At 47.1% G+C, this 23987-nt stretch carries 31 protein-coding genes and 1 tRNA gene; 1 reads left to right on the top strand and 31 read right to left on the bottom strand.

Annotation, left to right across the window (positions count from 1 at the left end):
- Nucleotides 1-31: 31 nt before the first annotated feature.
- The 4 genes from ACJV2T_RS01240 to nusA all read right to left on the bottom strand — a co-directional run bounded on the left by ACJV2T_RS01240 (nt 32) and on the right by nusA (nt 6014).
- Nucleotides 32-1153 carry a tRNA pseudouridine synthase B gene (locus ACJV2T_RS01240; protein ID WP_419398904.1) on the bottom strand — a complete coding sequence of 374 codons (1122 nt, stop codon included), beginning with the start codon at nt 1151-1153 and terminating at the stop codon, nt 32-34.
- 48 nt (nt 1154-1201) lie between these two features.
- Nucleotides 1202-1744, bottom strand: coding sequence for a 30S ribosome-binding factor RbfA (gene rbfA, locus ACJV2T_RS01235; RefSeq protein ID WP_419398903.1), 543 nt, complete (start codon nt 1742-1744; stop codon nt 1202-1204).
- A gap of 2 nt (nt 1745-1746) precedes the next feature.
- Nucleotides 1747-4611, bottom strand: a complete 2865-nt coding sequence (gene infB, locus ACJV2T_RS01230) for a translation initiation factor IF-2 (protein ID WP_419398902.1) — start codon at nt 4609-4611, stop codon at nt 1747-1749.
- A 320-nt stretch (nt 4612-4931) separates the two neighbouring features.
- Nucleotides 4932-6014: a transcription termination factor NusA gene (gene nusA, locus ACJV2T_RS01225; RefSeq protein WP_012913832.1), complete on the bottom strand. Its 1083-nt coding sequence runs from the start codon at nt 6012-6014 to the stop codon at nt 4932-4934.
- 170 nt (nt 6015-6184) lie between these two features.
- Between nusA and ACJV2T_RS01220 the strand changes: the two genes are divergently transcribed.
- Nucleotides 6185-7234, top strand: a complete 1050-nt coding sequence (locus ACJV2T_RS01220) for a hypothetical protein (RefSeq protein ID WP_419398901.1) — start codon at nt 6185-6187, stop codon at nt 7232-7234.
- A 221-nt stretch (nt 7235-7455) separates the two neighbouring features.
- Here ACJV2T_RS01220 and ACJV2T_RS01215 read toward each other — a convergent pair whose 3' ends face one another.
- The 27 genes from ACJV2T_RS01215 to rplV all read right to left on the bottom strand — a co-directional run bounded on the left by ACJV2T_RS01215 (nt 7456) and on the right by rplV (nt 23979).
- Nucleotides 7456-8712, bottom strand: coding sequence for an ATP-binding protein (locus ACJV2T_RS01215; RefSeq protein WP_419398900.1), 1257 nt, complete (start codon nt 8710-8712; stop codon nt 7456-7458).
- A gap of 956 nt (nt 8713-9668) precedes the next feature.
- A tRNA-Ser gene (locus ACJV2T_RS01210) sits at nt 9669-9754 on the bottom strand.
- Nucleotides 9755-10003: 249 nt separating this feature from the next.
- Nucleotides 10004-10912: a tRNA pseudouridine(38-40) synthase TruA gene (gene truA, locus ACJV2T_RS01205; RefSeq protein ID WP_419398899.1), complete on the bottom strand. Its 909-nt coding sequence runs from the start codon at nt 10910-10912 to the stop codon at nt 10004-10006.
- A 28-nt stretch (nt 10913-10940) separates the two neighbouring features.
- A complete protein-coding gene (locus tag ACJV2T_RS01200) occupies nt 10941-12179 on the bottom strand; it encodes an Mbeg1-like protein (RefSeq protein WP_419398898.1) in 1239 nt (412 codons plus the stop codon).
- A gap of 129 nt (nt 12180-12308) precedes the next feature.
- Complete coding sequence (rplQ, locus tag ACJV2T_RS01195) at nt 12309-12743, bottom strand: 50S ribosomal protein L17 (RefSeq protein ID WP_004129014.1); 435 nt, start codon at nt 12741-12743, stop codon at nt 12309-12311.
- Between the two features lie 77 nt (nt 12744-12820).
- Nucleotides 12821-13816: a DNA-directed RNA polymerase subunit alpha gene (locus tag ACJV2T_RS01190; protein WP_004574084.1), complete on the bottom strand. Its 996-nt coding sequence runs from the start codon at nt 13814-13816 to the stop codon at nt 12821-12823.
- 79 nt (nt 13817-13895) lie between these two features.
- Nucleotides 13896-14294, bottom strand: a complete 399-nt coding sequence (gene rpsK / locus ACJV2T_RS01185; protein WP_004105468.1) for a 30S ribosomal protein S11 — start codon at nt 14292-14294, stop codon at nt 13896-13898.
- An 83-nt stretch (nt 14295-14377) separates the two neighbouring features.
- Nucleotides 14378-14755 carry a 30S ribosomal protein S13 gene (gene rpsM / locus ACJV2T_RS01180; RefSeq protein ID WP_004105472.1) on the bottom strand — a complete coding sequence of 126 codons (378 nt, stop codon included), beginning with the start codon at nt 14753-14755 and terminating at the stop codon, nt 14378-14380.
- Nucleotides 14756-14899: 144 nt separating this feature from the next.
- On the bottom strand, nt 14900-15013 hold the full coding sequence (gene rpmJ, locus ACJV2T_RS01175) for a 50S ribosomal protein L36 (RefSeq protein WP_003842636.1): 114 nt from the start codon (nt 15011-15013) through the stop codon (nt 14900-14902).
- A gap of 20 nt (nt 15014-15033) precedes the next feature.
- The gene (gene infA / locus ACJV2T_RS01170; protein ID WP_004105485.1) at nt 15034-15252 is read right to left on the bottom strand and encodes a translation initiation factor IF-1; all 219 of its coding nucleotides are present in this window, start codon (nt 15250-15252) and stop codon (nt 15034-15036) included.
- A 142-nt stretch (nt 15253-15394) separates the two neighbouring features.
- Nucleotides 15395-15955 carry an adenylate kinase gene (locus ACJV2T_RS01165; protein WP_012913828.1) on the bottom strand — a complete coding sequence of 187 codons (561 nt, stop codon included), beginning with the start codon at nt 15953-15955 and terminating at the stop codon, nt 15395-15397.
- Nucleotides 15956-15983: 28 nt separating this feature from the next.
- Entirely contained in the window at nt 15984-17327 is a 1344-nt protein-coding gene (secY, locus tag ACJV2T_RS01160) for a preprotein translocase subunit SecY (RefSeq protein ID WP_415683289.1), read from the bottom strand.
- Between the two features lie 195 nt (nt 17328-17522).
- Nucleotides 17523-17978: a 50S ribosomal protein L15 gene (rplO, locus tag ACJV2T_RS01155; RefSeq protein ID WP_419398897.1), complete on the bottom strand. Its 456-nt coding sequence runs from the start codon at nt 17976-17978 to the stop codon at nt 17523-17525.
- A 2-nt stretch (nt 17979-17980) separates the two neighbouring features.
- Complete coding sequence (gene rpmD / locus ACJV2T_RS01150) at nt 17981-18163, bottom strand: 50S ribosomal protein L30 (RefSeq protein ID WP_004105491.1); 183 nt, start codon at nt 18161-18163, stop codon at nt 17981-17983.
- Nucleotides 18163-18891, bottom strand: coding sequence for a 30S ribosomal protein S5 (rpsE, locus tag ACJV2T_RS01145; protein WP_004574087.1), 729 nt, complete (start codon nt 18889-18891; stop codon nt 18163-18165). The genes rpmD and rpsE overlap by 1 nt, the downstream gene beginning before the upstream one ends.
- A complete protein-coding gene (gene rplR, locus ACJV2T_RS01140) occupies nt 18888-19259 on the bottom strand; it encodes a 50S ribosomal protein L18 (RefSeq protein WP_004109670.1) in 372 nt (123 codons plus the stop codon). The genes rpsE and rplR overlap by 4 nt, the downstream gene beginning before the upstream one ends.
- A 1-nt stretch (nt 19260) precedes the next feature.
- Nucleotides 19261-19800, bottom strand: coding sequence for a 50S ribosomal protein L6 (rplF, locus tag ACJV2T_RS01135; RefSeq protein WP_004105494.1), 540 nt, complete (start codon nt 19798-19800; stop codon nt 19261-19263).
- Between the two features lie 16 nt (nt 19801-19816).
- Nucleotides 19817-20215, bottom strand: a complete 399-nt coding sequence (rpsH, locus tag ACJV2T_RS01130; protein ID WP_004105495.1) for a 30S ribosomal protein S8 — start codon at nt 20213-20215, stop codon at nt 19817-19819.
- An 86-nt stretch (nt 20216-20301) separates the two neighbouring features.
- Nucleotides 20302-20487 (bottom strand): type Z 30S ribosomal protein S14, encoded by a 186-nt coding sequence (locus ACJV2T_RS01125; RefSeq protein ID WP_003808046.1) that lies wholly within the window; start codon nt 20485-20487, stop codon nt 20302-20304.
- Nucleotide 20488: 1 nt separating this feature from the next.
- A complete protein-coding gene (gene rplE, locus ACJV2T_RS01120) occupies nt 20489-21061 on the bottom strand; it encodes a 50S ribosomal protein L5 (protein WP_004109679.1) in 573 nt (190 codons plus the stop codon).
- Nucleotides 21058-21393, bottom strand: a complete 336-nt coding sequence (gene rplX, locus ACJV2T_RS01115) for a 50S ribosomal protein L24 (RefSeq protein ID WP_004105501.1) — start codon at nt 21391-21393, stop codon at nt 21058-21060. The genes rplE and rplX overlap by 4 nt, the downstream gene beginning before the upstream one ends.
- A gap of 1 nt (nt 21394) precedes the next feature.
- Nucleotides 21395-21763 (bottom strand): 50S ribosomal protein L14, encoded by a 369-nt coding sequence (gene rplN, locus ACJV2T_RS01110; RefSeq protein ID WP_004574089.1) that lies wholly within the window; start codon nt 21761-21763, stop codon nt 21395-21397.
- Nucleotides 21764-21854: 91 nt separating this feature from the next.
- Nucleotides 21855-22121 carry a 30S ribosomal protein S17 gene (gene rpsQ / locus ACJV2T_RS01105; protein ID WP_004114365.1) on the bottom strand — a complete coding sequence of 89 codons (267 nt, stop codon included), beginning with the start codon at nt 22119-22121 and terminating at the stop codon, nt 21855-21857.
- Between the two features lie 2 nt (nt 22122-22123).
- Entirely contained in the window at nt 22124-22375 is a 252-nt protein-coding gene (gene rpmC, locus ACJV2T_RS01100; protein WP_004105502.1) for a 50S ribosomal protein L29, read from the bottom strand.
- A complete protein-coding gene (gene rplP / locus ACJV2T_RS01095) occupies nt 22375-22794 on the bottom strand; it encodes a 50S ribosomal protein L16 (RefSeq protein ID WP_004109684.1) in 420 nt (139 codons plus the stop codon). Before rplP ends, rpmC begins: the two co-directional genes overlap by 1 nt.
- A gap of 4 nt (nt 22795-22798) precedes the next feature.
- Nucleotides 22799-23617: a 30S ribosomal protein S3 gene (gene rpsC, locus ACJV2T_RS01090; RefSeq protein WP_004574090.1), complete on the bottom strand. Its 819-nt coding sequence runs from the start codon at nt 23615-23617 to the stop codon at nt 22799-22801.
- Nucleotides 23618-23619: 2 nt separating this feature from the next.
- Nucleotides 23620-23979, bottom strand: coding sequence for a 50S ribosomal protein L22 (rplV, locus tag ACJV2T_RS01085; protein WP_004105510.1), 360 nt, complete (start codon nt 23977-23979; stop codon nt 23620-23622).
- Between the last annotated feature and the right edge of the window lie 8 nt (nt 23980-23987).

Raw genomic sequence — 23987 nt, 5'->3', positions numbered from 1 at the left:
CTCAAGCAAACTACGCAAAATACGCAATTCGTTATTTTAAATACTTATCTAGTTTACCAGTCTTCTCGCTTGCCGGAAATACCACAATTGGTTTGATTTGATTACTTTTTATATTTTTTGTCAATTCAACTACTGCAACAACGTCACATTCCGCAATATTTGCGTTTGGAACGTACGCTATTGCAGGATAATTTTCGTAATTTATGCCAGATTTAAGATCAATCCAGCGCCCAAAACGTAAGTCTTTAGCTTGATTCTCATCAATGCTTAAAGTTGGAAGCGAATGCGAAGCTGCATCCATCATATTTAAGCAAATTTTAGGAAGCATATTATTTGCGTCAAAATCGTCACTAGGAACTGCTTTTGAGCGATGCTGCAATACTCCATTGCGATCAGTAAATTCTCGCATTTGAGCGCGAAGTTTAAGAACTCGCGAATCAGTAACCGAAAAATCACCAACGCTAGTGCGACGAAGCTGAATAAGATGCCCACCAACTCCTAGTAAGCGACCTAAATCGCGAGCTAAAGCGCGAATATATGTTCCACTACTGCAAGAAACTTTTGCAGATATATCGCATACGAGTTTGCCACTCACTCCCCTAGTAATTCGAGGATTTCTCACTGAAAAATCACTAACAAATATCTCTCTAGGAGCAATATCTACTGATTTTCCTTCGCGCGCTAAATCATAAGCTCGTTGACCATTAATTTTAATAGCAGAAAAAGCAGTAGGAGCTTGCATAATTTTGCCTACTAAATTTTCGCTAACAACTTGCTTAATTCGCTCAAAAGACAGTTGCTTTTCAAAAGATAGTGAACTTTCAAAAGACGTGTCGCTATTAGCAACATGAACCCCCGGACCTATATTTAATGCGTCATCCGGAAGAATTTCACCTTCAGCGTCATCAGTAGTAGTTGCTTCTCCTAAGCGGATTACTGCTTCGTAGGTTTTATTGTGCCCCAACATGTAATTTAAAAGTCGCGTTGCGTTGCCAAAACCTATGATTAGCAATCCTGTTGCCATAGGATCAAGCGTTCCTGCGTGACCAACTCGCTTTGTATGCAACAAATGACGAGCGCACGCAACAATATCGTGACTTGTAACACCTTGCGGCTTATCTACAAGCAGTAATCCTGAATCTGGTATGCACATAAGTTAAATCTAGCTACTATACGATTCACATTGAGTTTGCTTTGAGATTTAATTGTTGTCAGACGATTCAGACGTGTCTTCAAAGTCGTCGCTTTCAAAGGCATCGTCCTCTTCAAAGTCATCGTCGTCGTCAAAATCATCGTCAGATTCTTCAACTTCGCGCGGCTTCTTATACGGATCGACATCTCCAGCATACTTAGCATTTTCACGCAACTTAGCTAATTCTTCATCACGATGACGAGCTGCAACAAGAATATCCTCAATTTCGTGCGCTTCAGAAGGCACTTCGTCATAAATGAATTTCAATTGAGGAGTCAAACGCAACCCAGCTTTTGCGCCGACCAAAGAGCGCAGTCGACCGTGAGCCTGCTGCAAAGCTTGTGCTGCACGCTGACGCTCGCCCTGCTCTTTGCCTTCGTGACCAAGTTGAGTCCAGTAGACCTTTGCAATTTGCAAATCGTTCGTAACGCGCACTTCCGTAATAGTCACACTCGCCAAACGCTTATCGTGCAAATGCGATTCCATATTGGAAGCGATTACGCGCTGAATTAATGCTGCAATACGTGCAGCTCTAGGATTCGTTCCTGCCATGATTACTTGCGCTCAATCTGCTTCATTTCAAAGGTTTCGATTACATCGCCAAGCTCAATGTCGTTGAAGCTGCCGAGATTAATACCAGCTTCGTAACCTTCGCTAACGGATTGCACGTCATCCTTAAACCTACGCAAGCTGGAAATCTCCAGGTCGTTGACTGTAGCAACGCCGTCGCGCAAAATACGGCACTTCGTACCGCGCTTGACTTCGCCGTCTTGAACCATAACACCAGCAATATTGCCGAACTTGGAAGAACGGAAGATTTCGCGAATTTCGGAATGCGAAGTAACAACTTCTTCGAATTCTGGCTTAAGCATACCCTTCAAAGCAGCTTCGATATCTTCGATTGCCTTGTAAATAACTGAGTAGTACTTAACTTCCACGCCTTCGCGGTCTGCCAAATCAGCAACCTGGCGGTTTGGACGCACGTTGAAGCCAATAATCACAGCCTTATCGACAGTTGCCAAGTTCACATCATTTTGAGTAATTGCACCAACACCGCGGTGAATAACCTGGATTCCGACTTCTTCAGAAACCTCAATCTTCATCAAGGAATCTTCCAAAGCCTCAACAGAACCGGAAGAATCACCCTTAATAACGATGTTCAGCATATCAACTTCAGACTTAGCGAACTGTTCCTTAAGGCTTTCAAGAGACACAACCTTGCGGCGCTTTGCAAGCTGAGCCGCACGCTCTGTAGCCGCACGCTTTTCAGCAATTTGACGAGCAGAACGGTCGTCCGAAGTAACCAAGAACAAGTCGCCAGCAGTTGGAACAGAAGTCAAACCAAGCACCTGAACAGGAGTGGAAGGAGCCGCATCCTGCAAATGCTTGCCGTTCTCGTCGAGCATAGCGCGCACACGACCATAAGAAGTGCCAGCAACAATAGAATCACCAACGTGAAGAGTACCTTGCTGCACAAGAACAGTAGCAACAGCACCACGACCCTTATCGAGTCGAGCTTCGATAGTTGCACCGCGAGCATCCATATTTGGATTTGCTTTAGGATCAAGCTCAGCGTCAGCAGTCAACAACACAGCTTCAAGAAGCTTATTGACGTTAGTGCCCTGCTTTGCAGAAATATCCACAAACATGGTGTCGCCGCCGTATTCTTCAGCAACTAAACCGTATTCTGTAAGCTGACCGCGAACCTTGTCTGGGTTAGCACCTTCAACATCAATCTTGTTCACAGCCACAACAATTGGCACATGAGCAGCTTGAGCGTGGTTAATAGCTTCAACAGTCTGAGGCATCACGCCGTCGTCTGCTGCAACAACAAGAATTGCAACGTCTGTAAGCTCAGCACCGCGAGCACGCATAGCAGTAAACGCTTCGTGGCCTGGAGTATCGAGGAACGTAATCTTACGAGGCTTTCCTTCAAGATTTACAGTTACTTGATAAGCACCGATGCGCTGAGTAATGCCACCTGCTTCGCGATCGATAACATTCGACTTACGAATAGTATCGAGCAAGCGAGTTTTACCGTGATCGACGTGACCCATAACAGTTACTACAGGCGGACGAGATTGCAAATCGTCATCTTCTTGCAGCTCTTCTTCGTCCAAATCGATGTCAAACTGCTGCAAAAGCTCTTTATCTTCTTCTTCAGCAGAAACAATGCTGATATTCCAGCCGATTTCTTCACCCAAAATTTGGAATGTTGATTCATCCAAAGATTGTGTAGCTGTTGCCATCTCACCCAAGTGGAAGAGAACAGTTACCAAAGCTGCTGGATTTACATCGATCTTTTCTGCCAAATCAGAAAGAGTTGCGCCTTGACGCAAGCGAATCGTAGCGCCGTTACCAGAAGGAATACGAACGCCGCCAATCACTGGTGCTTTAAGCTCTTCGTATTCACGACGTTTCGCTAAGCGATTCTTACGAGCCTTAGAAGATTTACCACCTTGACGACCGAATGCGCCTGCAGCTCCTGCACGACCGCGACCGCCGCCACGCGATGGACCACCATTAGGTGCACCTGCTGCAGCAGCCTGGAAGCTAGCTCCTTGAGATGCAAAACGAGATTCTGCAGATGGGCGAGAAGATGCACCAGAGCCTGCACCTGCGCCACCTTGACCGCGACGCTGACCCGACCACTGCGATGAGCGTGCGCCACCTTGACCAGAGCGGCCACCACGTGAGCGACCACCGCGTTCTGCACGTTCACCACGCGAACCTTGAGCTCCAGCGCCAGCTTGACCCGGACGACCACCGCGACCATTTTCAGCGCCAGGACGAGACATCGGATGAGGACGTGGAATATCTCCAGGTGTAGGAGCACGCATGCCTTGCTTACGGCTAAACGGATTATTGCCAGGACGTGGAGCAGATGCGCCTGCACCTTGCGCATTCTGGTGCGGACGAGGGCGAGGAGGCATTTGAGAACGATCTGAGTGAGATTGACCTTGAGCTTGCTGTCGAGATTCGCCACGATTATCGCGATTCTCATTGCGACGATCATTTTTTCTATTTTCGCCGGCAGCCGCATTAGGACGGGAAGTATTGTTTGAGCGAGTATGATTTGCACCCGGCTTTGGAGCAGAATGAGAAGCTGCGTTATGCACAGGCTTGTTAGCAGAAGAGTCAGCTACAGAATCACTGTGTGACGAATCTTTAGCTTGAGGTTTAGCTTGAGGTTTAGCCTGCGGCTTAGCTTTTGGTGCAGCAGGCTTACTTGCACTAGATGCCTTTTCGGACTTATTTCCGTCAGATGCTAATACTGTTTGCAAACGACGGACTACTGGAGCCTCAACTGTTGAAGAAGCAGACTTAACAAATTCGCCCATGCTCTTCAAACGCTCCAACACGGTTTTACTGTCTACACCAAATTCTTTGGCCAGTTCATACACGCGCTTTTTAACCACTCAGTGTTCTCCTCTGTCTGTGGCAGCGCTAGTACACGCGACCACTTTACATTATTGCGAGCTTATTATTTATTATCGTGCGATATATCATCGTGCGACCATGATCTTATACCTCGTCTCCCGCCGGACGATGGCTATTGCCTTTCGCCCAGATTCCAGCTTTTAGCATACTCGAAACGTTGGATTGGCTCGAGTGTCGCTAAATGCCACGTAAGAGACTACTTTATTTGCACACCGCTAATAAAATAAACAATCAAGAAGTGCTAAACATTGCGGAAATATCAATCCAAAACAATATTCAGCACTTCTCAATTAACAATCTATTCAGCAGCAGATGCGTTATTATTCAAATCAGCTGAAGCAGGCTGCGCATTTTGTGCTTGAGCTGCAGCAACCTTCTTAGCATGCTCTTCTGCAGACTCAATACCAATCTTCCAACCAGTCAACTTTGCAGCCAAACGAGCGTTCTGACCTTCTTTGCCAATAGCAAGAGAAAGCTGAGCATCATGAATAAAAGCAACTGCAGTTTGGTTCTTTTCGCTCACTACTTGCACTTGTGTGGCAGTAGCAGGCGAAAGAGCAGCAGCAACAAACTTTGCTGGATCAGATGACCAATCGACAATATCAATCTTCTCTTGACCCAAGTTTTCCATTACAGCACGCACACGCGAACCGCCAGGACCAATTAAAGCACCCTTTGGATTCACACCTTCAGTATTAGCTCTAACGGCAATCTTTGTGCGAGCGCCAGCTTCACGCGCAATCGACATAATAGAAACTGCTCCAGAAACAAGTTCCGGCACTTCTCGCTCAAAAAGACGACGAACTAATTCAGGATGCGAACGTGAAACAACAATTTCCGGACCGCGCAAACCACGTGCAACATTTACAACATATACGCGAATACGCTCGCCATGGCGGTAACGCTCACCTGGAACCTGCTCGCGACGAGGCAAAATAGCTTCAACGTCTCCAACAGCAACGTGGATATTAGTGTTATCTTTTGCGTCTTGCTGAATAATGCCGTTAATAAGTTTTCCTTTTTGACCAGAAAACGCACCAAATACGCGGTCATCTTCAGCTTTACGGAAAATTTGACTAATAACTTGACGAGCTGTCGCAGCAGCTAAACGACCAAAATCACGCGGAGTATCGTCATACTCCTCTCCCAGCGTTGGAGCTGGATACGGGTTATCTTCAGTAGGTTTACCAGGAATTTCATCCCTAGCCCACACAGTAAACGAACCTGCACGTTCGTCCAATTCAACTCGCACATGCTTTGCAGGATGAGCGGTTTTCATATACGCAAGACGCAAGGCCTCGGCGAGTGCCTCGTCCAGCTCCTCGGCATTAATCCCCTGCTGTGCCGCAAGCTGATGCATTCCCGCCAAATCCAATTCCATCGCGCACGTCCTCTCGTTATAACGCATTAATTTATGATTATTAATTGTAACTATTAAAGCACACTTATTTTTTCTTCTAATAATAGTTAGCTTTAATTGTTGCAGACTTAAAACAAATACCAAATTAATAAATCGATATTGGTCACAGTCAGTGGCTATTTTAGTAGATTATGCAGACACTTTATGTTTTGTTAAATGATATGCGCAAACGAGTAAAACGCAGTATTGCCAGAGCACTCGTGCTTCTTATATGCGTTTTAATATCTCCACTTCTAACAGCTTGCGGAACATTACAAAACATTCACGTCGAACATACTGTTCACACAGCAGCTCCAGAAAATGCGTGTGCTAAAGCATACAGGCTTGCGCAAAAAAGGCAGCGCGAAATCAAGAAGAACCAAAATAACACATCCACTAAGGATTTGGAAACAACAGCAAAATATTGGAAAACTGTCGCTCAACAATGCCCTGGAAGATTAAGCGAAAGCATTGTATACAGCACGCAAGCTCAATGGGAAATGCTTTCGAAGAAAAATAGTGACGAAAATTCAAATAATGTAAGCAATAAAAGCGAAAACGGAAACGGAACTGAAACTGAAACTGGAAACGAAAACGGAAACGGAAACGAAATCTCAGAAAATACAAAAACTACAACAGCGCAACAAATGGAGCACGATTCATACGCGAATCTTATAGAAGTAATAAATCATTACAAAAACTTCAAATGGACGCATCAACCCTTAGCTCAAGCTGCAGAAGCTGAAGACAAACTCGCTTTTATTTTGCAAACACTAGCAGCGAGAAAAGATCAAAATATAGCATTGGAATACAGCGATATGGCGTCAACAAACGCTCAAACTCTTATGCGAGCTGCAGGAGAAGGAACAGACTTGCGCAAAAAAGTTTACGATATTCCTCAAGAGGCGTTAGAAAGCGGAAAAACGCATGATTCAGCAAGCGGAAAAGATCTGCCGATTGCTGCTATAGCTTACATGGATTGCGCTAGAGAAGAGCTAGATGCTTTTAATCAAGTAATAGTTATTGAAGAAAATAAAACTAAAAGCGCAGCAAAAAGCAATAACAACGAAGCAGGATACGAATACTCTGCAGTTCAAGCGAATAATGTTTTTAAGGATGCGATAATAAAACTAATCACTTCGCGATTATTACGCGCCTACGCATTCGGATACCCAACAGACTCAAATTTAATTTTGAAATAGCATAATTTGGTATGGTCTCCAATACAGGTATAACTAATGTCATTACTCCATTATTTAAAACGCACACTGTCTAATCGCCTACCCAGAAAGGGCAATCGGCAAAAAGAGACCTACTATGCAATAGCTAGCAGGCTTCTTTTATATTCAACATAGATATATAACAAATGCAAGCTGAATATTACAAAACTTATATTTATAAATCTTAAATTATTTATCTCAAGTTATTCAAATGCTTCACGCTCCCACAGTGCGCTTAATGGTATTGCCCACAAATTGTCCGCCCACTGCATAATTTTTTGACCCAAATAAACAACGTATCCGCGCTTAAATTCATGTCTTCGCGAAAGAGCTACAAGTCCCTTAAAATCGTTACGATTCAACATGCTAGAGCTTTTTACTTCCACCCCAACCAGATTTCCACGGAAACTTAGCACAAGGTCAACTTCTTTAGGACTGCTGCCAGTTTCACGCCAGTAGAAGCAATCCGGGTGCATTTTAGACCATTGAACGGCAGGCGTAATCTGATTTACAACAAAACTTTCTAGCAAATTCCCATACATAACTGGATCTTCCAAAGGATTATGACCTTTACTGATCATTGTTTGAACGCTTAAAGACGTATCAACCGGATGCATCTTAGCTCTAGTAAAAGTTTGACGATTCGGCGTGGTTTTTATATTCGGGAGAGCATTTATTAAAAACCTGCGCAAGAATACGCTAACATAACGCTCAATAGTTCGCCTATCTAAAGCAAGATCTTGACCTATTGAACTCGTGTTAAGAATCCCACCAGGCGTACACAGCAATTTATTAAGTATGCTAACAGCCAAACTTCTGTCTAATCGTTCTCCTGGAAGAATAGTATCTCCCAACACCGCAAGAATATCGCTTGATACAAGCTTTTCGCGTTCCCAATCTTCATAAGAATCATATGATTGCTGATATTCTGGGAATCCGCCAGCAGCCATCATTTTATATACTTCTTCTCTGCTTATTTCTTTTTCATATTTAAGATTTGGATTACTTTCTATAAGATTATCTACAATATTTCCACTATTTTGAGTAATTTCGCACTGAGTAAAAGGACTCATTATAAAGTGCTGAGCGCGCCTAGCAAGAGGATCTTGACCATCTAATCCGTTGCGATTTATAAGCGCACTACCTGTTAAAACATACTGAAGACTGTTTGAAGTTGAATTATCAACTATTTCTTTTATTGCAAGCGGAAGATCTGAAAGTCTTTGCGCTTCGTCAATAACAACTGGAGTACTAAGATTTTTTAGCCACCCATATAAATCTGTTGAGGCAAGAGCAAACGTATTTTCATCCGCAAGACTCACGTATGAAAACCCTTTAGACACAAGCTGACGCTTTGACATCATAGTTTTGCCTACAGCCCTTGCGCCTTCAAGAATTACGACTTTTCGTTTTGCGTGAAGAATAGCATCAGCAATTGGTCTAGGAAAATATTCGCTCATAAAAACAACTATACAGGAAAAACGTAGTTTTTGTACATTCGATGTACAATTTTTTGTACATTGGATGTACAAAAACTACGATATGCGCATATTACGCTCGCGCGCGAAACTCGCGTTGGAAGCACACTTGACTTCCAACTCAAGCGAGTTTCAGCTCCGAGTTGCTTTCGCGCTAAATCGCTGCGCTCAAGCAGGTCGTCAGCGCACGCCAATCACCCATCTGCACCAGTAACAAAAAACGACCAAAACTTTACAGCGGTGTAAAGGAAAAGCCGTTTGCACGCCTTAATCCGGCAGAAACTGTACAGCGATGTAAAGAAACGGTCGCCTACGCGCGAAAAAACGGCAGAAACTTTACAATCTCGCTGCTAGCGAATCGATACACGCGTTAAATATTTTTGCAGTCAATAGAAAATGTCGAAAACATCTTGCGATTATGCATTTTCGACAGTTTTGGCTTGCGTTTTGTTTATTTCACCAAACGATTTGGTATTTTCGACATTTTAGTAAGCTGCAAAAATCGTGGAAAACGCTTGGAACGCAGCGCTCAAGCAGGTCGTCAGCGCACACCAGTCACAACCTAGTTTCTAAAACACAGCCATGCAAACCTGCCCTGCCTTCGTCAATCGAGACGAAGGCAGACCGAGCTTTCACTGAAAGTGCACTGCACTTTCAGTTTTGAGAAAGCTCGGCAGAACAAAAAAGCTTCAAGCGCAAAATGCAGCAACGCAAACCTAACACACTACGCTAAACACGATAGCTCACACTTTCTGCGTCTTTATTGACGCAGAAAGACCTCGCTTGCGTTGGAAGCACACTAACCTGCCCTGCCTTCGTCAATCGAGACGAAGGCAGACCGAGCTTTCACTGAAAGTGCACTGCACTTTCAGTTTTGAGAAAGCTCGGCAGAATAAAAAAGCTTCAAGCGCAAAATACGCTTGAAGCTTATTATTCTGCGGATGAAGCGAGATTCGAACTCGCGGAGGAGTTTACCCTCACACGCTTTCGAGGCGTGCTCCTTAGACCGCTCGGACATTCATCCACTTGCGATTTGCTGCACTGAAAACGCACACAAACGCAACTTTTCAATTGTAAACCATGCTGCGAATATAAAACCCATGGTGCGTTGAAGCGCATAGCAGACGTTGCGCGCTTTTGTGGACTTACACCCACTGCAAATCCACAAACACGAGGAACTATGCGCGCATTTGTGTACATACACCCACTGCAAGTCCACAAACACGAGACGTCGCGCGCTAAATCGCAGCGCTCAGGCAAGTCGTAGCGCAAACTAAGGCAACTCAGACGAATCACGGCGAGCGCGAATTTTTTCAGCGCGAGAAGCAAGCTCCTCATCAGGAGGATAAGCTACATATTCCAATGTCAATCCATGAGGATCAATTGGACCCGTCGAGCCTTCACGAAGAGGAACATTAATCTTTCCCTCAAACCAATCAAGAGAACGCTTTCCGCAACCAATTTGCACACAAGCTTGCACCAAAGAACGCACCATATTGTGCGCAAAAGCATCAGCGACAATAGTAAATTCAAGCAAACCTTGTTCAATAGGAAGAACAAACCCAGTGCTATTTTGCGCATCATTTGACCCAACTCTGTGCCATCGAGCCTGCTTAACTTCGCGAATAGTAGTTCCTCCAGGATTTGGCTTAGCAAATGAACCAAAATCATGCAAACCAACCATAAGACGCGCAGCTTGATTCATAGCGTCAACATCAAGCTCTGAATCAAAACGCAAAACAAAGCCGCGCATACGAGGATCATATTTAGCTTTGCAATACCCATCAGCAATACGATACACATATGTGCGCTCTAACGCAGAAAATCTAGCATCAAAGCCACAAGGCGCAACACTAACCTTGTGTATGACAATATCCTGCGCAAGAACGTGCCTAAGCCTATACTCCAGCGCACTAACACCATCTAAACCAGTATGTCCTATACAACGCTGCAATGTTTCATCTGAAATATCTAAATGACACACTTGATGAGATGCATGAACGCCAGTATCCGTACGACCAGCAACAGTAAGACGCAACGATTCAGTAGGATCATTTTCCGGGACACGCAAAACCATATGCAACGCTGCCTCAATATCACCTTGAACAGTGCGCAAAACCGGCTGCTTAGCCCAACCATAAAATCCGCCGCCGTCATAAGCTAAATCCAAGCGAAGTCGCATTTAAAAACCTTTCCAAACAGACTTTACACTAACTTTTCTTATCCGAACCGCCCACAAGCGCAAAAGCGCTCATAACACTACGAATCAGCTCATGAGTCTTTGAATCCATATGCATCGCAACCTTCAATAATTTAGGAACAACTTCCGACCAATGCGAAGACATTTCATCAAAAGTTGGGTAACCCAAATTACTAAAAATCTTATAAGCAGCGTCAATCCTGCGCTTGCGCTCTTCAAACGGCAAATTCATCATCCACTCGTTCGCTGCCTTAGAAACTGCCAGCGCGCGCGGCGTTACGCAATCGCAGTAATCAAAATCGCCATTCTTAACTTGCCAATACATGCCAAAATGTTGCATTAAGCCAATAGAATCGGCAGTCGTGACTTTATACGGCACCCCAGTATCCATAATCAGTCCAATAAAAGCAGACTGCGGAACTACTTTTTCAATACGACTTGAAACATTCGCAAAAACGCTTGTATCCACTACATCAGACGCAAAACCAGGGCCGTCCATAGAATAAATTTTTGATACAAGGTCACCTAGTTTTTGACTTGTAGCATCTAAGCGCATAGCCGCATAAGCAGCCATGTTCCCACCTTTTGAATGACCGACAACAATAATATTTGAATTATTATTTTGCAAGTCTACGGAAGATTTTGAAAAGCGGGCAAAAAGTTTGTTCGCAAAAAGTTTATTAAAGAAGTTTTTATTAGAATAACGTTTGCTATATCTTTGCGCTACAGAAGTCAAATATTCAGCAGCAGATTCTTGCGCTGGCACTGGGCAGCGGAAAGCCATGTTGAAATCTTCTTTCCACCCAACAAGCGTATTGTCAGTGCCACGATACGCAACAACAAGAGTATGAGGATTATCAATCCCCTCGCAATTGCTAAGATCAAAAGTAACTCCAGCAAACTGCTGTTCTAATGATTCGTCAATATTTGATTCATCAAACCTCTCAAGATACTCCCCTACGCGAATTCCCCTATACCTAGGGCTGGAAGCGACAGCGAGAAGCAGCTTCCTACGGAATTTATCTACTTTAGGAGCTCCAGAAGCAAACATTGACGAATAGTCTTCTATTCTAAGCAATTCGTTAATAGATACAGTCGAAATATTCTTTGGATTATCGCAATATTTTGGCACGGAAGTTGGCATATTTATATAAGATAGCTCGCACAAAATCAGCGCATCTACGGCATTAAACTTGCGCTGAGCGAAGGTAGAGAAATCGTTGCGCAACAAATCAATAACATTCGGCATAATTCAATAATAATACAAATAAAAAACGAGCCGAGGAATTAACCTCGACTCGTCTTAGCAATTCTTTAAGAAGCGATTAAACGCTTGCTTTAAGATTCACTTTACCGATGCGTAAAGCTGGAATGCAAACTACTCGGCAGCTTCTTCTTTAGCTGCAACCTTGGTAGCTGCTTCAGCTTCCTTCACAACAGCCTTCTTTGGGCTTACTGGCTCAGTTACGAGCTCAATAATTGCCTGAGGAGCGGTATCACCACGACGTGGAGCAATCTTCACGATGCGGGTGTAACCACCTTCACGCTGCTTCATCTGCTCAGCGATCTGAGTGAAAAGCACGTGAACCACGGACTTGTTGCGAATTACACGCAACACACGACGACGCGAATGCAAATCGCCACGCTTAGCGAATGAAATCAAACGCTCAGCAAGCGGACGAAGACGCTTTGCCTTTGGCAACGTCGTTACGATACGACCGTGCTGGAAGAGGCTGGTCGCCATATTGGCCAGCATCAGGCGCTCATGAGCCGGGCTAGAAGCCAGACGAGGGCCTTGTTTCGGTGTAGGCATTATTACTCCTTATTGTCGCATCGTTCAGGTGGGCATCAACCCGAACATCCGAACGTTACGACGATTGCAGATGGAACTTACTCGTCTTCAGGCGAGAAGAAAGTGCCACCTTCGAGATTATTGGCGTCGAAGCCAATCGGTGAAGCCTTCAAAGACAGACCCATTGCCTGCAACTTTTCTTTAACTTCATCGATGGATTTCATGCCGAAATTACGAATATCGAGCAAATCCTGCTCAGTGTGAACTACCAGTTCGCCGACTGTATGAATACCCTCACGCTTCAAGCAATTATAGCTACGCTGAGTAAAATTCATATCTTCAATCGGTATAGCCAACTGAGAATCAGCTTCATCATGAGTTGGCGCTGGACCAACTTCAACACCTTCGGCATCAACGTTAAGCTCACGGCAAAGACCGAAAAGCTCAACTAAAGTCGAGCCTGCAGATGCAACTGCATCACGCGGTGTAATAGCTGGCTTGGTTTCCACATCCAGGATGAGCTTATCGAAGTCCGTGCGCTGTTCCACGCGGGTAGCTTCGACCTTATAGCTCACCTTCAAAACTGGTGAGTAGATCGAATCCACAGGAATGCGGCCGATTTCGCTGTTCTCCTGCTTGTTCATCTGAGCTGGCACGTAGCCGCGACCGCGTTCAACAGTAAACTCAATTTCAAGTTCACCATCTTCTGCGAGTGTAGCAATATGCAAGTCAGGATTAGCAATAGTAACACCGGCTGGAGGAGTAATATCTCCAGCAGTGGCCTCACCTTTACCATTCTTGCGCAAATACATCACTACAGGCTCGTCGTACTCACTCGTGAGCACGATGCCCTTGATGTTCAGCAGAATTTCAGTGACATCTTCTTCAACACCTGGCAGAGTCGTAAACTCATGCAAAGCTCCAGAGATGCGAACCGAAGTAACGGCAGCACCTGGAATAGAGCTTAACAAGGTACGACGCAGCGAATTGCCGAGAGTGTAGCCAAAACCTGGTTCCAGCGGCTCAATAGTAAAGCGAGAACGCTGGGGATTCAGTGATTCCTCGGTAAGTGTCGGACGCTGTGCGATAAGCACTTTGGTATCCTTTCAGCTTCTGGTCGGTGGTGCACTCGCCGCCCATAAGCGGGTTGGATGGATGGATTCGTAAGAGTGCTCAGACGCGGCGACGCTTTGGTGGGCGTACGCCGTTATGCGCTTGCGGGGTAACGTCGGTAATAGAACCAACTTCGAGACCCGCGGACTGGAGGGAACGGATAGCGGTTTCACGACCGGAACCTGGACCCTTAACAAACACGTCGACCTTCTTGAGGCCATGCTCCATTGCCTTGCGTGCGGCAGACTCAGCAGCCATACCTGCAGCGTAAGGAGTCGACTTACGGGAACCCTTAAAGCCGACATCACCGCCGGAAGCCCAAGAAAGGACTGCACCGGATGGATCGGTAATGGAGATAATCGTGTTATTGAATGTTGATTTAATATGCGCCTGCCCAACCGGCACCGACTTGCGGTCCCGGCGACGCGGCTTGCGCGAGGCTTGCTTTGCAGCTGCCATTGACCCTCGTTTCCTAATGACGAATGAGTTGGTATGTCTAGACGATGGAAATATATCCGTGGCCTAGAGCCGACCACCGACTACTATCGGGTGGCCTTCTTCTTCCCGGCGACAGTACGCTTCGGACCCTTGCGAGTACGAGCATTAGTCTTGGTACGCTGACCACGCACAGGAAGACCCTTGCGATGACGCTGGCCTTGATAGCAGTTGATCTGAATCTTACGACGGATGTCAGCGTCGATCTCACGACGCAAATCGCCTTCAATCTTGTAATTGGCCTCAAGATAATCACGCAAGGTGATCAGCTGTTCATCCGTAAGATCCTTGACGCGAGTGTCCGGATTAACACCGGTCGCGGCAAGCGTTTCCTTAGCGCGAGTACGACCAACACCAAAAATGTAGGTGAGGGCAATCTCAATGCGCTTCTCATTGGGAATATCTACTCCGGCAAGACGTGCCATTGTAATTCCTTTGCTGTTACGCAGGTCGTGCACCAAGTCTTCCGCATTAATAGAAATTAAGTGCGGCCTGGGCCTGCGCACCCAGGGTTCAGCTTCTGCTGTGACTTAGCGCCTTATTCTTTGTATTCCGCGATGGAAATCTGCTCAGCCCTGACGCTGCTTATGACGTGGGTTAATGCAGATCACCATGACGCGGCCGTGACGGCGGATCACGCGGCAGTTTTCGCAGATCCTCTTCACGCTAGGGCTGACCTTCATGGTTTTCCTTTGCTTGTACCTTACTTATAACGGTACGTAATACGCCCGCGATTCAGATCGTAAGGGCTCATCTCTAGCACTACACGATCTTGAGGAAGAATGCGAATATAATTTTTACGCATCTTACCAGAGATCGTAGCTAAAACAATGTGCTCATTCTCAAGCTGAACGCGAAACATCGCATTTGGTAGTGCTTCTACTACCGTGCCTTCGACTTCAATCACACCGTCTTTTGCCATGAGCCTCGTTCCGTTCCTTGGGCATACTACTTTGCGCATCCGAAGACACGCCAATCTTCTATAATACAGTAAATGCGTCCCATTCAACACTCGGCGTGTCGAACAGAACGCATTTTACTTTTTAAATTTAAAAACGCACTAATTAATTAAGTGATTCAACAATGCGATTATTGATTTCCTTAATATCTCCAACGCCATCTACTTCAACCAACTGACCGCGGCTATCATAGATATCAAGCAATGGAGCTGTTTCCTTCTCATACGTTTCCAAACGCTTAGCAATTACTTCTGGAGTATCGTCAGAACGACCTTGCTCCACTGCACGCTTTTGCATACGTTCGAGCAAAACATCGCGCTCAGCCTCAAGAGCCACAACGTGATCGAGAGGAGTGCCAAGCTCTTCCAACATACGATCCAAAGCTTGAACCTGAGAAGCGTTGCGAGGATAACCGTCAAGAATCCAGCCGCTCTTTGCATCGTCCTGAGCAAGACGATCCTTAACAATGCTGTTTGTCAGCTCATCTGGAACCAACTCGCCCTTGTCAAGATATCCCTGAACCTGCTTTCCAAGCTCAGTATGATTCTTAAGGTTATAGCGGAAAATATCACCAGTAGAAATCGCTGGAATGCCATAATGCTCACTTAACAAAGCGGCCTGAGTGCCTTTTCCAACGCCCTGTGGACCCATAATTAATAATCGCATATTCATCTCCTTAGCTCGCTAACTGTAGTTACTTAGATACTTGCTTTTGATCATCATGCTTGAACAAGAAACCAGCGTACTGGAATTGTTCAGTCTGAGCCTTTGCTTGACGCAACGTATCCAAACCAACGCCAGCAATAATCAAAATTGTTGTACCACCGAATGGCAATTTTGTATTCAAATGCAAAGCCATAATCAAAACGGTAGGAATCAATGCAACAAAGAGCAAATAAATAGCACCGACAGTATTCAACCTGTTCATAACATAGCTAAGATAATGACTCGTAGCACTGCCAGCGCGAATGCCTGGTATGAAGCCACCATACTCTTTCATGTTATCTGCAGTCTCATCAGGATTAAAAGTAATCTCTGTGTAGAAGAAGCAGAAGAACACAATCATTACTGTGTAAAACGCAATATACCAAGCAGAAGTGGAATTAGCCAAATTAGCTTCAATCCAATTCACCCAAGCCTTGCTCTTATCTCCAAACTGAGCAATAAGAGTAGGAACAGCAAGAATTGATGAAGCAAAGATTGGTGGAATAACGCCACTCATATTTACCTTTAACGGCAAATAAGTCGAAGAGCCGCCATACATCTTTCGTCCAATCATGCGGCGTGTATATTGCACAGGAATACGACGCTGAGCAAGCTCAACAAAGTCAACAAATATGAGGATAACAAGCAAAACGCCACCAACAATAGCGAACTTATTCCAATCGCCATTAGAACCGTTGGTACCCCAACCAATCTCCCAAAGCTTTGGTAAGAAGCCAGAGCAAATAGACATAAAGATTAAGACAGACATGCCTTGACCGATACCCTTATCGGTAATGAGTTCTGCCATCCACATAATAAGACCAGTGCCGCCAGTCATGATCAAAACCATGACAATAAGGCTCCACATGCTTCCGTCTGGAATAATATTATTTCCGCACTGATAATTAAACAAAGCACCCGTACGTGCTGTTACCAAAATCGTAGTAGATTGCAAAATTGCCAATCCAATAGTTAGGTAACGCGTGTACTGCGTAAGCTTTGTTTCACCAGACTGGCCTTCCTTATGAAGAGCTTCGAAGCGAGGAATAACCACGCGCAAAAGCTGAATCACAATGGAAGCAGTGATGTAAGGCATAACACCCAAAGCAAAAATAGAAAGCTGCAACAGTGAGCCGCCTGAGAACAAGTTAACTAACCCAATAAAGTTCTCGCTCGATGAAGCTAATTTAACAGTGCAAGCATGCACAACTTTATAGTCCACACCCGGAATCGGAATAAATGAACCAATACGATAAATAATTATCATAGCGAAGACGAAGAGGATCTTGTTCCTCAACTCCTTCGTCCTGAAGGCCTGGATTAACGTTTTCACCTGGGTCTTCCTCCCTTTTTTCGCGCACTCCTAGGCGCAACAGTGCAAAAAACAAACTCTGAGGCAATAGTTTAACTCACGGTACCTACTGGAATAGGCTATTGGTGAGTTTTGATGATAAAAATAGTCCCTCTAGACAATGCTAGAGGGACTATTACAGATTTATAACTGCATCAAGCTTTAAGTAGCTTCTAACTACTCTTCGCTGATGGAGCCGCCGACAGCCTCAACCTTTGCCTTAGCAGAAGCAGAAGCTTTCATACCCTTAAGAGTCAAAGCAACAGTCAATTCACCATCGCCAAGAACCTTTACAGGATAGCCATCACGTACAGCGCCCTTAGTAATAAGGTCAGCTACAGTAACCTCGCCACCCTTTGGGAAAAGTTCAGCAAGATCTGCAACGTTGACGACTTGGAATTCCTTCTTGAAAGGACTCTTGAAGCCACGCAACTTAGGCAAGCGCATGTACAGTGGGAGCTGGCCACCTTCGAAGCCAGGACGAACCTGATAACGCTTCTTTGTGCCCTTATCACCACGACCTGAGGTCTTACCCTTAGAGCCTTCACCACGACCTACACGGATGCGATCCTTCTTAGCTCCTGGAGCTGGACGCAACGTGTGCATATGCAGCATTGGTTCTTCGTTAGCCATAATCAGTCGACCTCCTCGACGCTCACCAAGTGGCGAACGGCCATAACCAAGCCACGATTGACGGGGGTGTCCTCGCGAACTACGCTGTGACCAATCTTATGAAGGCCGAGCGTATGAACATTCGCGCGCTGGCGCTCAGTTGTATGAACTAAACCATGCACCAGAGTGATCTTCAAATTTGACATCACTCACCATCCTTTGCTTCAGATGCCTTGGCGGCCTGAGCTTCTTCGCGAGCCTTGCGAGCTTCGGCAATGCCGGCAGCACGCTCACGGAGCAAAGCATCAGGAGCGACTTCCTCAAGAGAAAGACCACGACGAGCAGAAATCTCTTCTGGCTCTTCGAGCTTCTTCAAAGCGTCCACAGTAGCACGCACTACGTTTACAGCAGTCGCAGAGCCCATGGACTTGGTGAGGATGTCCGTAATGCCGGCGCATTCCATAACAGCGCGCACAGCACCACCAGCAATTACACCAGTACCTGGAGCAGCTGGACGGAGCAACACAGTACCAGCAGCATCGTGACCGAGCACTGGATGAGTGACGGTACCACGAATGCGTGGAACAGTGAACATATGCTTCTTAGCGTCAAGCTGACCCTTAGCAATAGCAGCTGGAACTTCGCGAGACTTGCCGTAACCAACACCAACAGTGCCCTTACCGTCGCCAACAACAACAAGTGCTGCAAAGCTAAAGGTACGACCACCCTTGTGGGTCTTGGAAACACGGTTAATAGTAACTACGCGATCCAGAAGCTCTTCGCCACGGTTTTCTTCACGACGATTACGACGTTCGCCGCGCTTACCCTCGCCCTTGTTACGGCGAGAACGACGATCATCGTTACGCTCCTCAGCGGATGCCTGAGTGTTCTGAGTTTCTTCAGCCACTTGGGTTTCCTTTTCGTTGTCGCTCACAGTGCCAGACCTCCCTGACGGGCGCCTTCAGCCACTGCTGCGACGCGACCATGATATTTGTTACCGCCACGGTCGAAGACTACAGCGGTGATACCCGCTTCCTTCGCCTTAGCCGCTACTAATTCGCCAACCTTGGTTGCAGCTTCAGTCTTCGTGCCAGTGAAACCAGCGAAGTCAGCAGTCAAAGTGGAAGCGCTTACCAAAGTAATTCCCTTGGTATCATCCACAATCTGAGCAACCATATGACGGTTAGAACGGGAAACAACTAAACGAGGACGTTCAGATGTGCCGGCAATGTGCTTACGAAGACGGGCGTGACGACGCAAACGTGCGACTTTGGTACCCTTACCGAAAATCTTAACGCTCATATCACTTACCAGCCTTTCCAGCCTTGCGCAGGATACGTTCATCGGTGTACTTAATACCCTTACCCTTGTAAGGTTCTGGAGCACGAAGCTTACGAATGTTAGCAGCAACCTGGCCAACAGTCTGCTTATCGGTGCCCTTTACGATTACCTGGTTAGGATTTGGCAACTCGAACTCAATACCTGCCGGTGGTTGAACGGTAATAGTGTGAGAATAACCGAGCGAGAACTCAATGCCCTTGCCCTTCATCACTGCACGATAACCGGTACCGACAATATCCAAAGTCTTGGTGTAGCCGTCATGCACACCCTTCACCATAGAAGCAACAATTGCGCGAGCCAAACCATGCTTTGCACGAGTTGGGCGCAAATCGTCAACTGGAGTCAGAACAATCTGATTGTCAGCGACTGCTGCGGTGATTCCCTCTGGAATTTCATAAGAATCAGAACCCTTAGCGCCTTTGACGCTGAAGGACTGACCTTCAATCTTTACTTCCACGCCTGCAGGAATGTCGACGGGGAGCTTACCAATATGCGATGCCATCTTCAGCTCTCCTTTCTCACCATACGTAGGCGACGATTTCGCCGCCAATGCCTCGATCGAGGCATTCCTTCTGAGTCAACAATCCCGAGCTGGTCGAGATAATAGCAATACCGAGACCACCAAGAGGCATTGGCAAAGCATCAGACTTTGCGTAACGACGCAAGCCTGGCTTAGAAATGCGCTTGATGCCTTGGATAGAACGCTGGCCATTGGAGCCATACTTCAACGTAATTTCCAACGTCTGTCCAACCTTAGCTTCCTTAGCAGCGAAGTCCTTAATATAGCCTTCGTGCTTCAGAATCTCGGCGATATTCGCCTTGAATTTGGAGTACGGCATTTCCACGGTATCGTGCTTTGCCGCGCTCGCATTACGCAGACGTGTCAACATGTCTGCGATTGGATCTGTCATTGTCATGTGGGCTAACGCCCTTTCTCGCCGTGGTTTCCACCGCCTCTATATGAGAACTTTGTCTTCAAGCAGTGGACCTTCAGCGTCGATATTTACCAACTGGACTTCGTAACACCCGGCAACTCACCGCGATGAGCCTTCTCACGAAGGCAGATGCGGCACAGACCGAACTTGCGATACACGGAGTGAGGACGACCACAAACCTGGCAACGCGTATAAGCGCGTACCTTGAACTTCGGCTTGGCGGCCGCCTTGTTTTTCAGAGCGGTTTTTGCCATTTCAGTTCTCCTTGAATGGGAAACCGAGGTGCTTAAGCAAAGACTTGGCCTCCACATCGTCCTTGGTGGTAGTCACCACGGTGATGTCCATACCACGCTGATGATCAATCGAGTCAGGATCGATCTCATGGAACATAGACTGTTCCGTAAGACCAAAGTTGTAATTACCCTGACCGTCAAACTGGTTGCCATTGATACCACGGAAATCGCGGATACGAGGCAAAGCCAGAGTGAGCAAACGATCCAAGAATTCCCACATACGATCGCCACGAAGAGTTACGTAAGCACCGATAGCCTGACCTTCGCGCAAATGGAACTGAGCGACAGACTTCTTTGCCTTAGTTACCTTTGGCTTCTGGCCGGCAATCAAAGTGAGATCCTTAATCGCACCTTCGATGAGCTTAGAATCACGAGCTGCAGCGCCGACGCCCATAGAGACGACAACCTTCTGCACGCGAGCCACCTGCATAGGATTAGTGTGGCCGAATTCTTTCTCCAAGGCTGGTACGATTTCATCCTTGTATTGTTGCTTTAAGCGCGGAGTTGCCGGCAACTCAACTGTAGTATCGGTCATGCCAGCTCCTTTCCGGACTTCTTGGCGACACGCACGCGCACGGTCTTAACCTTGCCGTCACGAGCCTCTTGCTTAACAATCACGCCAACGCGTGTAGGCTGCTTGGTCTCTGGATCAATAACCATCACATTAGAGCGATGGATTGGAGCCTCAACCGAAACAATGCCCGCCTGCTGACCCTGCTGGGTGGCGCGAACGTGCTTCTTAACGACCTGAACGCCTTCTACGATCAAACGGTCATCGGCAAGTACACGAACTACTTTGCCTTCCTTACCGCGATCCTTGCCGCGAATGACCTTCACCTGGTCGCCGGACTTAATCTTGGCTACCATATCAGATCACCTCCGGAGCAAGGGACACAATCTTCATGAAGCGCTGATCGCGCAATTCACGACCGACTGGTCCGAAGATACGAGTGCCTTTTGGTTCACGACCGGAGCCGAGAATTACGGCGGCGTTCTCATCGAACTTAATATAGGAACCATCGACACGGCGATGTTCCTTGACAGTACGGACGACGACAGCCTTAACTACGTCGCCTTTCTTGACCGACCCGCCAGGGATCGCGTCCTTGACGGAGGCGACGATGATGTCGCCGATGCCGGCATAGCGTCGCTTCGATCCACCGAGCACGCGGATGGCAAGTAATTCCTTAGCACCCGTGTTGTCGGCGACATGAAGCCGCGTTTCCTGCTGAATCATTGATTCTCCTTAGCCGAGCTGGTTCTCCCCACTCACCTGTGTCTACCACATTAGCAGACACAGGTGAAGCGCGGAGCCTTGCCGAACTTGTTTACTTGGCGCGCTCGATAATCGAGTCGAGACGCCAACGCTTGGTCTTGCTCAGTGGCCGAGTTTCCATAATACTCACGAGGTCGCCAATATGTGCCTCGTTGTGTTCATCATGGGCTTTGACCTTGCGGGTGGAGCGAACGACTTTACCGTAAAGCGGGTGTGTCGAACGCTGCTCCAGCTCAACGGCGATTGTCTTGTCCATGGCCTCGGACACGACGTAGCCGCGACGAACCTTGCGGAAGTTGCGCTCTTGGTTCTCAGCCATGCTTACTTCTCCTTGACCTCAGTGGCGCCAGGCTCTTGGCTGATGCCGAGTTCACGCTCACGCAGGATAGTATACATCCTGGCAATGTCGTGCTTGACCGCCTTGAGGCGAGCGCTGTTTTCGAGTTGACCAGTTGCTGCCTGGAAGCGCAAGTTAAATAGCTCTTCCTTAGACTTCTTCAAGAAGCCTTCGATCTCAGCATTTGTCTTCTCGTTCAAATTCTTGATGGTGTAGTCTGCAGTTCCGACTGGCATCAGATGTCACCGCCTTCACGCGCAATAACACGGCATTTCATTGGGAGCTTATCGATAGCGCGGCGCAAAGCCTCGCGAGCGATGTCCTCAGAAACACCACCGATCTCGAACATTACGCGTCCTGGGTGGATGTTGGCAATCCAGAATTCTGGAGCACCCTTACCGGAACCCATTCGCGCACCAAGCGGGTGCTTGGTTAATGGACGATCTGGGAAGATCGTAATCCACACACGACCGCCACGCTTAATGTAGCGAGTCATTGCGATACGAGCTGCCTCGATCTGTCGGTTAGTGATGTAAGCCGGAGCCAGCGCCTGAATACCAAAATCGCCGAAAGCGATCTCGGTGCCACCCTTAGACATGCCGCTACGGGTAGGACGGTGCTGCTTACGATATTTAGTCCTCTTTGGGATAAGCATCTGCTCACTCCTTCGTTTCCGTTGCGGCAGGAGCTTCAGCAGCTGCAGCTTCAGCTGGCTTTTCAGCCTGTGCTTCAGCAGCCTTCTGCTGGTTAGCAGGACGTGCGCCACGACGTGGACGACGATCGCCACCACGACGACCTTCACGCTTACCCTGCTGAGCCTGCTGCTCTTCGAACTCACGCTCGGTCATATCACCCTTGTAGATCCAGACCTTTACGCCGATACGGCCGTATGTGGTCTTAGCTTCAAAGAAGCCGTAATCAATCAAGGCACGAAGGGTCTGCAGTGGAACGCGACCCTCGCGATAGAACTCAGAGCGGCTCATTTCGGCGCCACCAAGGCGACCGGAGAGCTTGATACGGATACCCTTGGCACCTGCACGCATTGCATCTTGCTGTGCCTTACGCATAGCACGACGGAATGTAACACGGTTTGTCAACTGCTCCGCAATTCCCTGAGCAACCAACTGAGCGTCAAGTGCAGCGTTCTTCACTTCGAAGATGTTGAGCTGTACTTGCTTGCCTGTGAGCTTCTCGAGCTTTGCGCGAACGCGCTCAGCTTCAGCGCCACGACGACCGATGATAATACCCGGACGAGCAGTGTGAATATCTACACGAACGCGATCACGAGTGCGCTCGATAACGATACGAGATACGCCAGCACGCTCGAGGTCATGGCTCATTTCCTTGCGAATCTTGTCATCCTCAAGGACGAAGTCACGATAACGCTCGCCAGCTTTGTTGGAGTCAGAGAACCACTTAGAGCGATGATTCTCGGTGATGCCCAGGCGATAGCCGAAAGGATTGATCTTCTGACCCATCTTTAGCGGGCTCCTTCCTTAAGCGAGACGATAACAGTGATATGGCTTGTGCGCTTGTTAATGCGCGCAGCGCGACCCTGTGCACGAGCACGGAAACGCTTAAGCGTTACACCCTCGTCCACATAGGTTTCCTTGATGACCAAGTCCTGCTCACGGAATGGTTCACCGGCTTTTTCAGCCTTAACGCGAGCGTTAGCGATCGCGCTTTCAAGAACCTTGCGCACCGGCAATGATGCGTCCTGAGGAGCAAACTTCAAAATGGTAATAGCTTCGCTTGCACGCTTGCCTCGGATGAGGTCGACCATGCGGCGAGCCTTGCGCGGCGTCACGCGGACGTGACGAGCGATTGCTTTAGCTTCCATGTGTCCTA

The organism is Gardnerella phocaeensis, from assembly GCF_048545075.1.
In the GTDB taxonomy this organism is placed as follows: Bacteria; Actinomycetota; Actinomycetes; order Actinomycetales; family Bifidobacteriaceae; genus Bifidobacterium; species Bifidobacterium vaginale_J.
The sequence above is the reverse complement of the archived record's forward strand: the minus strand, read 5'-3'. Positions and strand labels throughout refer to the sequence as shown.